This window comes from Acidovorax sp. BLS4 (genome assembly GCF_032929295.1).
GTDB lineage: Bacteria > Pseudomonadota > Gammaproteobacteria > Burkholderiales > Burkholderiaceae_C > Paracidovorax.
Window position 1 is genome coordinate 1,079,346 of record NZ_CP136797.1, and the last position, 14,182, is coordinate 1,093,527.

General features: G+C 70.4%; 14 protein-coding genes. 5 read left to right on the forward strand and 9 right to left on the reverse strand.

The features are described 5' to 3' along the window. Positions 1–106: 106 nt before the first annotated feature. Together R1Z03_RS05050 and R1Z03_RS05055 are read right to left on the reverse strand one after the other, a co-directional pair. A complete protein-coding gene (locus R1Z03_RS05050) occupies positions 107–1,099 on the reverse strand; it encodes a FecR domain-containing protein (protein WP_317357395.1) in 993 nt (330 codons plus the stop codon). Beyond that, on the reverse strand, positions 1,086–1,637 hold the full coding sequence (locus R1Z03_RS05055; protein ID WP_284427605.1) for an RNA polymerase sigma factor: 552 nt from the start codon (positions 1,635–1,637) through the stop codon (positions 1,086–1,088). The genes R1Z03_RS05050 and R1Z03_RS05055 overlap by 14 nt, the downstream gene beginning before the upstream one ends. Before the next feature lie 184 nt (positions 1,638–1,821). On the opposite strand from R1Z03_RS05055, the gene R1Z03_RS05060 reads away from it, so the two are divergent. From R1Z03_RS05060 to R1Z03_RS05070, 3 genes are all read left to right on the forward strand, one after another. Then, entirely contained in the window at positions 1,822–2,445 is a 624-nt protein-coding gene (locus R1Z03_RS05060; RefSeq protein WP_272565862.1) for a phosphoadenosine phosphosulfate reductase family protein, read from the forward strand. A gap of 209 nt (positions 2,446–2,654) precedes the next feature. Further along, complete coding sequence (locus tag R1Z03_RS05065) at positions 2,655–2,873, forward strand: CsbD family protein (RefSeq protein ID WP_272565861.1); 219 nt, start codon at positions 2,655–2,657, stop codon at positions 2,871–2,873. A 100-nt stretch (positions 2,874–2,973) separates the two neighbouring features. Next, complete coding sequence (locus R1Z03_RS05070; RefSeq protein WP_317357400.1) at positions 2,974–3,552, forward strand: hypothetical protein; 579 nt, start codon at positions 2,974–2,976, stop codon at positions 3,550–3,552. Between the two features lie 116 nt (positions 3,553–3,668). On the opposite strand, the gene R1Z03_RS05075 is transcribed toward R1Z03_RS05070, so the two are convergent. After that, positions 3,669–7,037, reverse strand: coding sequence for a PAS domain S-box protein (locus R1Z03_RS05075; RefSeq protein WP_317357402.1), 3,369 nt, complete (start codon positions 7,035–7,037; stop codon positions 3,669–3,671). A 147-nt stretch (positions 7,038–7,184) separates the two neighbouring features. On the opposite strand from R1Z03_RS05075, the gene R1Z03_RS05080 reads away from it, so the two are divergent. Continuing rightward, positions 7,185–7,721 carry a hemerythrin domain-containing protein gene (locus R1Z03_RS05080; protein ID WP_317357404.1) on the forward strand — a complete coding sequence of 179 codons (537 nt, stop codon included), beginning with the start codon at positions 7,185–7,187 and terminating at the stop codon, positions 7,719–7,721. Between the two features lie 23 nt (positions 7,722–7,744). On the opposite strand, the gene R1Z03_RS05085 is transcribed toward R1Z03_RS05080, so the two are convergent. The 6 genes from R1Z03_RS05085 to R1Z03_RS05110 form a co-directional block, all read right to left on the reverse strand. Then, positions 7,745–8,059: a hypothetical protein gene (locus R1Z03_RS05085; RefSeq protein ID WP_317357406.1), complete on the reverse strand. Its 315-nt coding sequence runs from the start codon at positions 8,057–8,059 to the stop codon at positions 7,745–7,747. After that, a complete protein-coding gene (gene creD / locus R1Z03_RS05090; protein WP_317357409.1) occupies positions 8,056–9,471 on the reverse strand; it encodes a cell envelope integrity protein CreD in 1,416 nt (471 codons plus the stop codon). Before creD ends, R1Z03_RS05085 begins: the two co-directional genes overlap by 4 nt. A 124-nt stretch (positions 9,472–9,595) precedes the next feature. After that, complete coding sequence (creC, locus tag R1Z03_RS05095) at positions 9,596–11,059, reverse strand: two-component system sensor histidine kinase CreC (RefSeq protein ID WP_317357411.1); 1,464 nt, start codon at positions 11,057–11,059, stop codon at positions 9,596–9,598. 50 nt (positions 11,060–11,109) lie between these two features. Next, positions 11,110–11,811, reverse strand: coding sequence for a response regulator (locus R1Z03_RS05100; RefSeq protein ID WP_317357414.1), 702 nt, complete (start codon positions 11,809–11,811; stop codon positions 11,110–11,112). 9 nt (positions 11,812–11,820) lie between these two features. After that, positions 11,821–12,456 (reverse strand): MarC family protein, encoded by a 636-nt coding sequence (locus R1Z03_RS05105; RefSeq protein ID WP_272565846.1) that lies wholly within the window; start codon positions 12,454–12,456, stop codon positions 11,821–11,823. After that, positions 12,456–13,202, reverse strand: coding sequence for an SDR family oxidoreductase (locus R1Z03_RS05110; protein WP_317357418.1), 747 nt, complete (start codon positions 13,200–13,202; stop codon positions 12,456–12,458). Before R1Z03_RS05110 ends, R1Z03_RS05105 begins: the two co-directional genes overlap by 1 nt. Positions 13,203–13,359: 157 nt before the next feature. Here R1Z03_RS05110 and R1Z03_RS05115 point away from each other — a divergent pair, with 157 nt between their 5' ends. Next, the gene (locus R1Z03_RS05115; protein ID WP_272565844.1) at positions 13,360–14,049 is read left to right on the forward strand and encodes a dienelactone hydrolase family protein; all 690 of its coding nucleotides are present in this window, start codon (positions 13,360–13,362) and stop codon (positions 14,047–14,049) included. Positions 14,050–14,182 lie beyond the last annotated feature (133 nt).

The window sequence follows — 14,182 nt, forward strand, 5'->3', positions numbered from 1 at the left end:
ACATCGCCGATCCAAATCAATGAATGGCCAGCGGCGGCCCTTCGGCCGGAGACCGGGCACTGGGCATCGAAACGGGCACCACCGCAATCAATGCGCCGGCATCCTGCTATGGTTTTTGATGTGCCGTGCGCAGACCGATCACCACGCTGCCGTCCGCATGGCGGTCCACCCGCACCGGGGCCAGACGCGGCAGCAGGTCGATCAGCTGGTCGATGCGGTCCAGGTCGAACTCCCCCGAGATGCGCAGCGCCGCGGCGTGCCCGTCGGCCAGCGTGATGGGCGTGCGGCGGTGGCGCTGCATCTCGGCCACGGCGTCGGCCAGCGGCGTGGCGTCCAGCCGCAGCCGGCCGGCTTGCCACGCGGCGACGCGGGCGGTGTCCGCTTCCACCGGGGCGGGCCAGGCCGTGCCCGGCCGGGTGTGCAGCGCCTGGCCCGCGTGCAGCACCACCGGCGCCGTGCCCGTCCCGGCGTGCACGCGCACGCTGCCCTGCTGCACGGTGATGTCGGCGCTGGCATCGGCCGCGTCTCCGGCCGCAGCCGTCCCGTCGCGGCGGATGTTGAAGACGGTGCCGATGTCCTCCACCGCCACCGCGCCCGCCTGCACGGTGAACGGGCGCTGCAGCCAGGGCGCCCAGGCGTGCCAGGGCGCGTGGGCGACTTCGAAGGCGGCCTCGCCGTGCGCCAGCGACAGGCGGCGCGAGCGCAGGTGCAGGGCCACCTCCACCCGGGTGCCGCTGTTCAGGCGCACCGTGCTGCCGTCGGGCAGCGGCCGGGCCTGCCGCTCGCCCACGGCGGTGGCCAGCGATTCGCGGTGCAGCACCGGATCGGCCCACAGCACCCCCGCCAGCGCGGCCACTGCCAATGCCGTGGCCGCGCCCGCCGCGCGGGCTTTCGCGGGACGCCGGCGTCGCTCGCGGCGCAGGGCCGCCGCCTGCTCGATGTCTTCGGGCGTGGGCAGGTGCTGGCGCAGCAGGTCGGCGAACGGCGCCAGGGCGTCGTCGATGGGCAAGTGGGCTCGGCGGCCCGCGCCGCGCACGGAAGGGTTGCCGGCGCCGGCTGCACGGGCGGCCGGCGCCGCAGCGGATTCAGCGGGCGGCATGGCCGGTGCCCTCGATCAGCACCGGCTCCACGTCGCGCAGGGCGCGCGCCAGGTGCCGGGCCACCATCCCGCGCGAGACACCCATGCGCCGGGCGGCCTCGTCCTGCGGCATGCCGTAGAGCTTGGTGAGGATGAACGCCTCGCGGCTGGCCTGCGGCAACTGCTCGATGGCGGCCAGCAGCGCCCGCTGGCGCTGGTGGGCGGCCAGCGCCAGTTCGGGTGGCGACAGCGGCGCGGCCGAAGGGACGGGGGCGTCCGCCTCGGGGTGCTCGTGCGCCGTCTCGCGGCGCCGGGCCTGGGCGCGGTAGCGGTCGATGGCCAGGTCCCGCGCCACGCAGCGCAGGAACGCGAGCGGATTGGCGATCTCGCCGGGCACCGGACGCTCGAGCAGCCGCACGCACAGGTCGTTCACGATCTCGCGCGGAAAGCACTCGTCCCCGAAGCGGTGCCGCAGCGATCCCACCAGGTCTTCGTAGTGCTTCACCAGGGCGGCCAGCAGGGGCTCGGGCGGCGGGGGAAGCGAGGCGGGGTGCGGCATGGAACGCCGATTATAAAAAGAGAATGGGAATGATTCTTATTGTTGTATTTTTGCCGTACTGCGGCGCTCCGGTGCCCCGCCGGGCGGCAGGGGCGCGTGGCCGGCCGGCTGCGGCCCTGCGGAGCAAAAGGCACAATCGCCCGTCCCACCGGGCCGCTCGCGCCCGGTCCCGTTGGAGCATGGAATGAGCAGCATCGACCTCGCAAGAATCAACGCCGAACTCGGCAAGGACGCCCAGGGCCTCGTGGACTGGGCCGTGGGCCTGGGCCGGCCCACCATCGTCACCACCAATTTCCGGCCGTTCGAGGCCGTCATCCTGCACATGGTCACGCGGGCCCGGCCCGACGTGCCGGTGGTGTGGATGGACAACGGCTACAACACCGAGGCCACTTACCAGTTCGCCGACGAGGTGACCCGGCAGCTCGGCCTGAACCTGTCGATCTACCTGCCACGCCGATCGCGCGCCCACCGCGAGGCCGTCGAAGGCCCGGTCCCCGCGCTCGACGATCCGCGGCATGCCGCTTTCACCGAAGAGGTCAAGCTCGAGCCCTTCGCCCGCGCGCTGCGCGAGACCGCGCCGCAGGTGTGGTTCACCGCGCTGCGCGCCACCGACACGGCCGTGCGCGCGCAGATGGACCCGGTGAGCATCAACCCCGACGGCCTGCTCAAGGTCGCACCGCTGCTGCATTGGTCGTCCAAGGACCTGTACGAATACCTCGTGGCCCACCAACTGCCCAACAACTTCGACTACGTGGACCCGACGAAGGGCGAGGACAACCGCGAATGCGGGCTGCATCTGGCGCACTGAGCGCATGGGCTCATAGCCGAAAGGGGCGTGCACTGCACGCCCCTTTTTTTTGTCCTTATCAACCGTAGGCCTGGGCTGACGCGTGCTGCCCCCGGATGACTACGCCTGCCCCGAGGGGGCACTTTTACAGTTCGTCCATCGCATCCAGCCAGGGTTCCAAACCGTCTCGGAGTGGAGGGCTGAAGCGAATAACCAAGAGGACTTGTGCCATGAATGAAGACACCGTCAAGGGAAACTGGAAGCAATTCACCGGCAAGATCAAGGAGCAATGGGGCAAGCTGACGGACGACGATCTTGACGTGGCAGCCGGCAAGCGCGACCAGTTCCTGGGCAAGCTGCAAGAGCGCCAGGGTCTGGCCAAGGATGCCGCCGAGAAGGAACTGAAGTCCTGGCAAGACCGCCACCCCGAATTCCGTTTCGACAAGTAAATCCCGGGCCTTTCCCACTTTTAAAAACCAGCGGTGTTCGCCGTGCTGCCACAAGGCAAATCGACAACCGCACCCCCCTACAGACATTGAGGAGAAAAATATGAAACACGCACGCAATCTTCTGGCCATCGTGGCCGCCGGCCTTCTCGCAACCAGCGGCATGGCCATGACCAAGGAAGAGCACAGCGCCGCCAGGGACCGCATCTCTGCCGACTACAAGATGAACAAGCAGAAGTGCGACAGCATGACGGCCAACGCCAAGGACGTCTGCATGAAGGAAGCCAAGGGTGCCGAGAAGGTCGCCAAGGCCGAACTGGAAGCCCAGTACAAGCCCAGCGACAAGGCCACCTACAAGGTGAACGAAGCCCGCGCTGACGCCGCCTACGACGTCGCCAAGGAAAAGTGCGATGACCAGCAAGGCAATGCCAAGGACGTCTGCGTGAAGGATGCCAAGGCCGCCCACGTGAAGGCCAAGGAAGACGCCAAGGTGGCTCGCGCCCAGGCCAAGCCTTCGGACAACATGGCCAAGAAGGACGCCAAGGTCGCCGAAGTGAAGAAGGACGCCGCTGAAGAAAAGCGCGAAGCCGAGTACAAGGCTGCCAAGGAGCGTTGCGATGCCATGAACGGTGACGTCAAGGACAAGTGCGTTGCCGATCTGAAGCGCGTCTACAACCAGTAAAACAGGTTATGGCCACCCCCGCGTTCGGATGAACGGCTGGGGTGCCAAAAGCAAAAAAAGGCTTCGCACTGCGAAGCCTTTTTGCGTTGCGGCGGCCTCAATGGGGGGCTGTTCGCTCAGAGCCACCGCATGAAACGCGCCCGTCCGGCCGCCTTGGCCTGGTAGAGCCCCTGGTCCGCGTCGCGCACCAATTGCTTTTCTGTCATTTCCGCCGTGGGCTGAAGGGCCGCCACGCCGATGCTCAAGGTGACGTGCGGGCCCAGGGGCGAAGCGCCATGGGGGAGGGCGGCATGGTCGAACGCCTGCAGCACCCGTTGGGCCACGACCTGCGCTTCCTCGCCCGTGGTGCCCGGCAGGAGCACCACGAACTCTTCACCCCCGTAGCGCATCGGCTTTTCATGGGCCCGGAACAACGCCCCCTGCAGCACGGTGGCGAACTGGCGCAGGCAGTCGTCGCCGGCCTGGTGCCCGTGCATGTCGTTGTAGTGCTTGAAGTGGTCGATATCGATCATCAGCAGGGCCACGGATGCGTCCTGCCGGCGCGCCCGGCCCCACTCGGCGCTCAATGCCTCGTCGAACAGGCGGCGGTTGCCCAGTCCCGTGAGGGCATCCGTATAGGACAGCTCCGCCAGCGTGGCGTTCAGGCGCTGCAGTTGCAGCTCCGAGTGCTTTCGCTCGGTGATGTCCTGGAAGGCCCCGCTCAACTGAACGATCCGGCCGTCCTGGTAGGTCGGCTCGCCCTGCGCGCGCACCCAGAGGTGTCGTCCCTTGTGCGAGATCAATTCCAGCTCCAGGTCCCACGGCGTGCCGTCTTCCATGCACCGCTGCACGGCCGCGCTGATGAGGGGGCGCGACGCTTCGGTGTAGTAGTTCAGCGCCTGCGACAGGTCCGGCGTGGTTTGCGGCTCCAGGTCGTGGATGCGGTAGACCTCGTCCGTCCAGGCCGCCTCGCCCGTGGCCGGATTCAGCGTCCAGCCTCCCACGCGTGCCATGGCCCCCGACTGCCGCAGCAGCAGGGCCGCGCGCGCCAGCGCCTCTTCGTCAAGCTTGCGCTGGGTGATGTCCATGAACGTGCCGATGACCTTGGAGGGCGCGCCCGTGGCGCTGCGCCGGATGACCTTGCCGCGGGAGAACAGCCAGATCCAGGGCCCCTGCGGGCCCTGCACCCTGAACTCGTTCTCGTAGGTTTCCGTCATTCCGCCGAGATGCCGGCGGAACGCGGCCACGTTCGGCTCCTGGTCGAGAGGGTGCAGAACGGCGGTCCATTCGGGCACGGTCTTGGTCACCTCGTTGGGGCCGAAGCCCAGCATGGCCGATCCGCGGGCGTCCACCTGCAGCGTCATGGCCTCGATGTTCAGTTCCCACAGGCCCAGCTGGGCCCCTTCGAGGGCCCGCTCCAGCCGCGCGGCGCTGATCGCTAGCCTGTTGGCGTAATCCTTGTGGACGGTGATGTCCGTCACCGTGAGGTGGAACCCGACTGCGGGCGCCTTTGGGCGGTCCGGCTCCAACGGCTGGACATCGGGGATGTAGCTGGCGGACATGACCCGGGTTTCGCCGGCGGCGTTGGCGACCTCGGCCTCGAACTGCACCGGTTCGCCTTTCAGCACGCGGCGGGTGTAGGGCCAGGCCTTGGCGAAATGCGCCGAATCCAGGATTTCATCCATGGGGCGGCCCACGATCTGCGCGGGGTCCTTGCCGAACCATGCGGCATAGGCCTTGTTGGCGAACTGGTAGCGCAAATCCGCGCCCACGTGCGCGATGAGTGCGGGCACGCTGTCGGCCATCAGTTGCAACTGGGCCTCGCTTCGACGCAGTTGCTGCTCGGCCGCGACGCGCTCGCTGATGTCGTGCATGAAGGCTGTCACGATGCGGGACGATTCCAGCTGCACCTGGCTGAGGGTGATCTCCATCGGAAACTCGTGCTGGTCGCGGTGCCATCCCGGAAGAAGCTGCCTGCGGGCCCTGGCGCGCTCGTTGGCCATGATCGCCGCCAGGCTGCGCGTTCGCATCGCCGGGGCGAGGATGGTCTCGGCCATCGGGCGCCCCAGCACCTCGGCCCGGCGCCAGCCGAACATCGCCTGGGCTGCGCGGTTCCACTCCAGGATCTGGCCGTCCTCATCGGCCACGATGAAGGCGTCCTCCGTGTCTTCCAGGATGCTGCGCATGCGGCGCTCGCTGTCGCGCAGGCGCTCTTCCATGGACCGCTGCTCCGTGACGTCCTGGATCTGGGCCACGAAATGCAGGGGCTGGTCGAATTCGTCCCGCACCAGCGAGACCGCCAGATGGGCCCACACCGTCTCGCCGTCCTTGCGCAGGTAGCGCTTGCCCAACTGGTAGTTCTGCGTTTCCCTGCGGACCAGGCGGTCGATGTGGTCGCGGTGGGACATGAGATCGTCCGGGTGGGTGAGCCGCCGGAAATCCATGTGCAGCAATTCGTCCCGCGAGTAGCCCAGCATGCCGCACAGCGCGTCGTTGACCTCGATCCAGTGGCCCGTGGTGGCGACCAGGGCCATTCCGTGGGTGGCGGCGCTGAAGGCGCCCGAAAAGCGCTGGGCCGCGATCGTGGCGGCACGGGTGGCGGCGCGCAGTGCCGTCACGTCGTGCATCAGGCACACCGCGCCCATCTTGGTGCCGTCCGCGTAGAACAAAGGCGAAGCGTTGCACAGCACCGACCGCGGCGGCTGGCCCTTGGCCTTGATGACCAGCTCGAACCCGCGCACGGTCTCGCCCCGCCAGGCGGCCAGCAGCGGGATGTCCCCGGTCGCCAGCAGCCGTGTGCCAGAGGCCTCGAACAGGTCGAAATGCTCGGCCCACTCGCTCGGCGGCAGGGACCGGGGGTCGGTGCCGTGCCAGGCCCGGGCCACGTGGTTGAACTCGCCCAGCAGTCCATCGGAGCCGCAGGAGACGACCGCATCGGGCATGGCCTCCAGCAGTCGGCCCAGCGTGCCCGCCTGGATCTGGGCCTCCCGGCGGCCCTGGCGGGCCTCCAGTTGGCTGACCACCTGCCTGGACAGGCGTTGCAACGCCTCCCGCTGCGTTCCGGACAGGCGCCGCGGCACCCGGTCGATCACGCACAGCGTGCCGTAGACATGCCCTGTGCTGCCGACCAGCGGAGCCCCTGCATAGAAGCGGATGCCCGGCTCGCCGAGCACCATCGGGTTGCTGGAAAAACGCGGGTCCTCCAGCGCGTCGGGGACCTCCAGGATCTGCGTGGATGCCAGCGCATGGCTGCAGAACGCGATCTCGCGCGATGTCTGCGGTGTGCCCAGGCCGCAGCTGGCCTTGAACCACTGGCGCGTTTCGTCGATCAGCGAGATGAGCGCGATGGGCGCATCGCAGCACTGGCTGGCCAGCCACGCCAGATCGTCGAAGACCGGCTCCGGCGCTGAATCCAGCACCCCCAGCATCTGGAGCGCGGCGAGGCGCTCGTTTTCGTTCAACGGCCTCGCGGCGGCGGCATTACCCGGGGTGGACGGCTGAGTCATCGAATAATTATCAGAGGTCCGGCCCTTTCCGGCAGAGGTGGCCCCTGGCGGCGGCATGGCGCCGATCGCCGGCGCCCTGACCTGCATCAAAACCCACCCCCGCCGCGCCTCTTAAGCTGGCCTTCCACTGGACTGCAAGGACTGGAAATGGCTGCACTGCAATGGTCCGAGGGCCTCGCCCTCGACCTTCCCCTCATGGACGAAACCCACCAGGAGTTCGTGGAACTGCTGGCCGCCGTGGAGGCCGCGCCGGACGCGCAACTGCTGGGCGCCTGGCACGCGCTGGTATCGCACACCGCCAACCACTTCGCCCGCGAGGACGCCTGGATGGCCGCCACCCGCTTCGCCTCGGGCAACTGCCACAGCCTGCAGCACAAGGTCGTGCTGCAGGTGCTGCGCGAGGGCACGGCGCAGGCCGAAGCGGGCGAGCCGGCCGTGCTGCGCCGCATGGCGTCGGAGCTGGCCCTGTGGTTTCCGCAACACACGCAGACCATGGATGCGGCGCTCGCCCTGCACCTGCGCCGCGTGGGCTTCGATCCCGCGACCGGCACCGTGCATGCGCCGGGCGCGCTTCCGGCGCAGGCCATTCACGGCTGCGGCGGCGCCTGCTCTGGCGACGGTGGGGCCCCGCAGGCAGAAAAGGCTGCGGCACCCCGCCCGGCGCGCGAAGCGGTCGCGGTCTGAGGCCTGGCAGCCCCTGCTGCGGGCTACTGGCGCCCGCGGGGCAGCAGCAGGGCGGCCATCTGCCAGGAGAGCGTGCGCATGGCCCGGCGCCAGGCCGGGGACGCGGCATCCGCAGCCCGTGGCCAGTAGGCCGCCTTCAGGATGCCCTGCTTGGCCTGGCGCAAGGCTTCGCGGTCCCGCGCCGCCAGGGCGCACAGCAGGCGGTCGTGGTAGCGCTGCAGGCGCTGCGCCTGCGCCATCGACAGGCCCTGCTGGCCGTGCTCCGGCTGCGCTGGCGCGGCCAGGTGCGTGTCCCAGGGGCTGGCCCGGTGGGCCGGCCCGGGCGACGGCGCGCTCATGCGGCCTCCGGGCGAGGGGTGGGAACCGGGCGTTGCGCGGTCAGGCCGTACCAGTTGACCCGTCGCGTGAGCACCATCACGGCGGCCAGCACCAGGAACAGCGCGATGGCACCCACGGCCAGCGCGGTCTGCTCCAACTGCAGCAGCAGGTAGAGCAGGCCGTAGAGCAGCGCGATGCCGGCCCCGAACGGCAGGCCGAGCCACAGGCTGCCGAGCATGTGGCTGGCGTAGTAGGCCAGCAGCAGCACGCACGCGCTGGCCGCGATGGCATACGAAACGCCGAAGGGCAGGTGCTCCGACAGGCTCACCAGCAGCAGGAAGAAGCTGCACAGGGCGCTGCCCACCAGCAGGTACTGCACCGGGTGCACCCGCAGCCGCTTCATCAGCTCGAACAGGCCCACCGCCACGAAGGTGAGCGCGATGAACAGCACGCCGTACTTGGTGGCGCGGTCGCTCAGCGAATAGGGATTGACCGGGTCCACGAAGGCCACGGTGAAGCTGTCGGCGCAGCCGCGGCCGTCGGCGGGCGCGGGTTCGTAGGCGCGGTCCGCGGTGGGGGCCGCCTCGCACGCGGGGCGGCCGGCGGCCACGTCCTGCTGGGCCGTGCTGGCCAGCGAAGACAGGCGCCACAGCGCGGAAAAGCCTTTGTCCCCCACGGTGCGCTCCGACGGCAGGAAGCGGCCGGCGAACGAGGGGTGGGGCCAGCTGCCGTCCATCTGCACCTGGGTCTGGCTGCCCAGCGGCACGATGGCCACGCTCTCGGTGCCCACGAGTTCCAGGTCCATCTCGGCCTTGAACGGGCCGGTATCGCCGCCTGGCCGCTGCACCAGCGCTTCGGGCAGCGGGGCATGCAGGCCTCGGGGGTAGGCGGGGTGGAAGGTGCCGGGCTTCAGGGCCAGCGCCTGGCCGCCGATGGTGAGCTGGGCCGCGCGGATGCCCCGCGCATCGCCCACCGCCATCATCAGCAGGGGTGCGCCGCATTGCATGCGCGAGCCCTGCACGGTGGTGTCCGGCCGCAGGCTCGCAAGCGACGACCACTCGGCGGCGACATGCGCCTTCAGGGCGTAGGTGTTGACCTTGTGCACACCGCGCGAGCGCTCCTGCATGGCGGTGCCGGCGCGCAATTGCAGGGTGTCCGGCATGGCGGTGAGCACGAACTCGCGCCGTTTCTCGACCGTGGTGCGCTCGCTTCCGGTGCCGGTCACGGCATCCCAGCTTTCCACGCAGGCGCTGTGGATCAGCGGCCCCAGCAGGGTTTGCGAACCCGCCAGGCTGCGCGCCACGCCATCGGCGGTGAGGGTGCGGTAGCGCTGGCGGTCGCGCACCACGTCTTCGATGAGGCCCAGGCCGAACAGCAGGAGCAGGGTGATGGCCGCGAGCGCGGCCAGTTTGGTGAACAGGGGGTGTTTCAAGGAGGCTCTCCGCCAGTGGATGTGGAGGGCAGTGTGGTGAGCGGGCGTGAGGCGGAAATGAAGTTTGTGAGCGCACGGTGAAGTGCACCAGCGCGCTGCCGGCCCGGTGGCCGGTGCGCCGCCGTCAGGCGGCCGGAAAGGTGAGTTCGACCCGCAGCCCGGGCTGGGTGTTGCGCACTGCCATCGTTCCCCCGTGCAGCGCCATGATCCGGCGCACGATGGCCAGGCCCAGCCCCGAGCCGCTGCGCTCTCCACCCGGCCGCGCGGTGGTGAAAAAGCGCTCGCCCAGCCGCGGCAGCGCATAGTCCGGCACGCCGGGGCCCGCGTCCTGCACGGCCACCACCGGGCCCTGCAATTCCACGCGCACCGCGCTGCCGGCGGGCGCGAAGTCGATGGCGTTGTCGATCAGGTTGGTGATCGCCAGCGTCACCAGCTCGGCCTCCCACGGGCCGCCGGCGCCGTCGCCCGTGAGCACCAGGTCGATGGTGCGCTGGCTGGCGCGGGCCTGGGCCTGGCGCACGGCCAGGGCCGCGCAGTCCTGCAGCGAGACGGCCGCCGCGCCCTCGGCCCGCTGGCGCTGCTCGAGCTGGCTCAGCGCCAGCAGCCGGTCCACCAGGCGCTGCAGGCGCTCGCTTTGCTCGACCACCTGCGTGGCGAACTGGGCGCGGTCGGCCGGTGGCAGGTCCTCCTGCAGCAGTTCACCCGCGCCGCGGATGGCGGCCACGGGGCTTTTGAGTTCATGCGTGAGGGCGCGCACGTAGCCTTCGATGTAGTCGTGCCCTTCCAGCCGCACGCGCATGCGGTCCATGGCGCGGGCCAGGTCGCCCAGCTCGCCCGGCACCCGCGGCACGGCCAGGGGCTGCGTGGGGTTCAGGCCCCCGTCGGCCGGGCCCTGCACGCTCAGGGCGTAGTCGCGCAGGCGGCGCACGTGCCACACGGTCCACACGGTGACGGCCACGCCCACCAGCGCCGACAGGGCCAGCAGCAGCAGGCCGCCGCGCAGCACCTTGCGCTCGGCCCGGTCGATGAAGCGCTGTACCGAGCGCGTGGGCTTGGCCACGGTGAGCACGCCGCCGATGGCGCGGCCGGACGGCCCGTTCACCAGGATGGGGGCGGCCACGTACATCACGCCGCTGGTGTCGTCGCCCTGCACCTCGCGCGTGGCGCGGGCGCCGTACTCGCCCCGCAGCGTGCGCGCCACGTCGCGCCAGCCCGAGTAGTCCTCGCCCACGGCACTGCGCTCGGAGTCGAATAGCACGCGCCCGGCGGCATCGGTCACATAGATGCGGAAATCGAGCGTCTGCTTGGTCAGCCCCCAGATCGCGGCATCGACCGGGCGGCTGGCGTACTGGCGCACGTGCTGCGCGAAGCGGCTCTCGGGCGTGCCGGGCGCGGTGGCGCCCAGGCGGCCGGCGGCCAGGTCGTCGCTCGCCAGCTCGGCCAGGATGTTGGCGGTGTCCACCATCATGTCTTCCATCACCTCGCGCACGCTGGGCTTGATCTCGGCGGTGAACACGCGCAGCACGAAGAAGGCCGCGATGCCGTTGATCAGGAAGAAGGCGAACAGCAGCCGGATGCCCAGGCGCATGGGTCAGGCCCTCGCCAGGGTGGGCTGCACGGAGCGGTGCCAGCGGGCGCTCATGGCTCCAGGCAGTAGCCCATGCCCCGGTGCGTGCTGATGTACTCGCGCGCCGGGTCCGCTTCGCGCAGCTTGGCGCGCAGCGTCTTGATGTGGGTGTCCACCGTGCGGTCGGTGCTTTCGCTGTCGTCGCCCCAGGCGCCGGCGAGCAGGGCCTCGCGCGACTGGATGCGGCCGGCGCCGCGCAGCAGGCAGGCCAGCAGGCGGTATTCGCGCCGCGTGAGCGGCAGCGGCCGGCCGTGCAGGCTCACGCGCTGGCCGGCGGCATCGTCGTGGAACGGGCTGGGCGCCGCCGATGCCGCCGCCACCGGTGCAGGGGCCGCCGCGCGGCGCAGCAGCGCCTTCACGCGGGCCGCCAGCTCGCGTGGGCTGAAGGGCTTGGGCAGGTAGTCGTCGGCGCCCAGCTCCAGGCCCAGCACGCGGTCGAGTTCTTCGCCGTGGGCGCTCAGCATGAGCACCGGCGTGGCCTGGTGCGCCGGGTCGCGGCGCAGGTCGCGCAGCAGATCGAGGCCGTTGCCGTCGGGCAGGCCCACGTCCAGCACCAGCAGGTCGAAGGGCCGGGCGCGCAGCTGTTCGCGCGCGTCCCGCAGCAGCAGGCTGTGCACGATGGACAGCCCCTCGCGTTCGAGCGCATAGGCCACCGTGCGCGCGATGGCGGGGTCGTCCTCCAGCAGCAGCAACCGGGCGTGGGTGGTGGACATGCCGTGCCTTCAGCGCGCGACCAGCACGGGGAACAGCTTGCCCAGCCCTTCGGCCATCACCTCCACCGCCAGCGCCGCGAGGATCAGGCCCATGAGCCGGGTCATCACGTTGATGCCGGTCTTGCCCAGCACGCGCGCGATGGGGTCGGCCAGCGCGAAGCACAGCGCCGTGGCGCCGGCGATGACCACGCCGTAGCCCACCAGCGCCAGGTGCTGCCAGAAGGTCTGCGCCCGGTCGGCATAGATCACCACGGTGGACATGCTGGCCGGCCCGGTGAGCAGCGGGATGGTGAGCGGCACCACGGCGATGCTGTCGCCCTGGGCGGCCTTCTCGGCGCCTTCCTCCAGTTCGTGGGTGTGGGGCTTGGCCTCGGCCGGCTGGGCGTTGAGCATGTTCATCGCGCTGATGAGCAGCAGCATGCCGCCGCCCACCTGGAAGCTCTGCAGCGAGATGTTGAAGAACTCCAGGATCTGCAGCCCGAGCAGCGCGCAGGCCGCGATTACGCAGAACGCGCTGAAGGCCGCCACCTGGATGGTGCGCCGGCGCTGGCGCTGCGAAAACCCGTCGGTGTAGTGGATGAAGAACGGCACGATGGCCAGCGGGTTCACGATGGCCAGCAGCGTGATGAGCGGTTTCAGGTCCATCAGCGGCCTCCGGAGACGTCGAGCAGTGACAGGGTGGTGTAGCTGGCCGCCTCCGACATCAGCCAGACGATGGCCTCGGCCACCTCCTCGGCCGTGCCGCCCCGCCCCATGGGCACCTGGTGCGCCAGATCGCGCACGCGGTCGGGCAGGCCGCCGCTGGCGTGGATGTCGGTGTCGATGAGGCCGGGCCGCACCGCATTCACGCGGACGCCCTCGGCCGCCACCTCGCGGGCCAGGCCGAGCGTGAGCACGTCGATGGCGCCCTTGGAGGCGGCGTAGTCCACGTACTGCCCGGCCGCGCCCAGGCGCGCCGCGGCGCTGGACACGTTGACGATGCTGCCGCCCGCGCCGCCGTGCTTCGTGCTCATGCGCCGCACGGCCTCGCGTGCGCAGAGAAAGCTGCCCACCACGTTGATGTCGAACATGCGGCGCAGGCGCTCGGCGCTCATCTGGTCCACGCGCGCGGGCACGTCGACCACGCCCGCGTTGTTCACCAGGGCGCCGAGCGCGCCGAAGCGGGCATCGACCGCCTCGAACAGGGCGACGACCTCGCCTTCCTTCGCCACGTCGGCCTGCACGGCGATGGCCTGGCCGCCCGCCTCGCGGATGGCCTGCACCACGGCGTCGGCCGCCTGCGCATCGCGGGCGTAGTTCACCGCCACCGCCCAGCCCTGGCGCGCGGCCAGGCGTGCGGTCGCTGCGCCGATGCCCCGGCTACCACCGGTCACAAGTACCACTTTGTTCAATTGCCGTCTCCTGCAAGAATGCACCGTTGGCGAAAGGTCCCGCATTACAGCATCCGCCGGCCCGGGCCACCACCGGGCCGGCGCGTCTTTTCACCGCTCCGCTTTCTTTCAACCACCCTCTCTCACCCATCCCTTCCGACAAAGGAGCCGCATCATCATGGGCAATTTCGTGGACATCGCATCGGCTGACGGTTTCAAGGTGCCCGCCTGGGTCGCGCAGCCCGAGGGCCAGGCGCGCGGCGCCGTGGTCGTGCTGCAGGAGATCTTCGGCGTGAACTCGCACATCCGCGCCGTGGCCGACCGGCTGGCCGCGCGCGGCTACCTGGCCGTGGCGCCCGCCACCTTCGCCCGGGTGCAGCCCGGGGTCGAGCTGGGCTACAGCGCGCAGGACATGCAGGACGGCATCGCGCTCAAGTCGCGCGTCGAGGCGCTTCCCGGCGCGGGCGTGCTACCCGACATCCAGGCCGCCATCGACCACGCGGCGCAGGCCGGCGGCGGCAAGGTGGGCATCGTGGGGTTCTGCTGGGGCGGCCTGCTCACCTGGCGCGCGGCGTGCGAGCTGCAGGGCCTGTCGGCCGCCGTCTGCTACTACGGCGGCGGCATGACCACCACCGAGGAAAGCGCGCGCACCCCGAAGGTTCCGGTGCTGGCGCACTTCGGCGACCGCGACCACTTCATCGCGCTCGACAGCGTGCAGGCCTTCGGCCGGGCCCACCCGGAAGTGGAGGTGCACGTGTACGACGCCGACCACGGCTTCAACTGCGACCAGCGCGGCTCCTACGACGAGGCCTCGGCCACCCTGGCGCGCGAACGCACGCTGGCGTTCTTCGCCAAGCACGTGGGCTGAGCGGAGCCCCCGGGGCCGCCTGACCGGCCGCGGGCCCGGAGGCGGCCCACCCGCGTCCTACAACAGCAGCGGTCCGCCGACCGGCGCCCCACAACGGCAGGGGCCGCCGACCGGCGTCCCACAGCGGCAGGGG

Excerpts from the sequence above, each read along its gene's own strand:
- R1Z03_RS05050 (WP_317357395.1), bottom strand. The coding sequence starts at position 1,099 with ATGCCGCCCGCTGAATCCGCTGCGGCGCCGGCCGCCCGTGCAGCCGGC.
- R1Z03_RS05055 (WP_284427605.1), bottom strand. The coding sequence starts at position 1,637 with ATGCCGCACCCCGCCTCGCTTCCCCCGCCGCCCGAGCCCCTGCTGGCC.
- R1Z03_RS05060 (WP_272565862.1), top strand. The coding sequence starts at position 1,822 with ATGAGCAGCATCGACCTCGCAAGAATCAACGCCGAACTCGGCAAGGAC.
- R1Z03_RS05065 (WP_272565861.1), top strand. The coding sequence starts at position 2,655 with ATGAATGAAGACACCGTCAAGGGAAACTGGAAGCAATTCACCGGCAAG.
- R1Z03_RS05070 (WP_317357400.1), top strand. The coding sequence starts at position 2,974 with ATGAAACACGCACGCAATCTTCTGGCCATCGTGGCCGCCGGCCTTCTC.
- R1Z03_RS05075 (WP_317357402.1), bottom strand. The coding sequence starts at position 7,037 with ATGACTCAGCCGTCCACCCCGGGTAATGCCGCCGCCGCGAGGCCGTTG.
- R1Z03_RS05080 (WP_317357404.1), top strand. The coding sequence starts at position 7,185 with ATGGCTGCACTGCAATGGTCCGAGGGCCTCGCCCTCGACCTTCCCCTC.
- R1Z03_RS05085 (WP_317357406.1), bottom strand. The coding sequence starts at position 8,059 with ATGAGCGCGCCGTCGCCCGGGCCGGCCCACCGGGCCAGCCCCTGGGAC.
- creC (WP_317357411.1), bottom strand. The coding sequence starts at position 11,059 with ATGCGCCTGGGCATCCGGCTGCTGTTCGCCTTCTTCCTGATCAACGGC.
- R1Z03_RS05100 (WP_317357414.1), bottom strand. The coding sequence starts at position 11,811 with ATGTCCACCACCCACGCCCGGTTGCTGCTGCTGGAGGACGACCCCGCC.
- R1Z03_RS05105 (WP_272565846.1), bottom strand. The coding sequence starts at position 12,456 with ATGGACCTGAAACCGCTCATCACGCTGCTGGCCATCGTGAACCCGCTG.
- R1Z03_RS05115 (WP_272565844.1), top strand. The coding sequence starts at position 13,360 with ATGGGCAATTTCGTGGACATCGCATCGGCTGACGGTTTCAAGGTGCCC.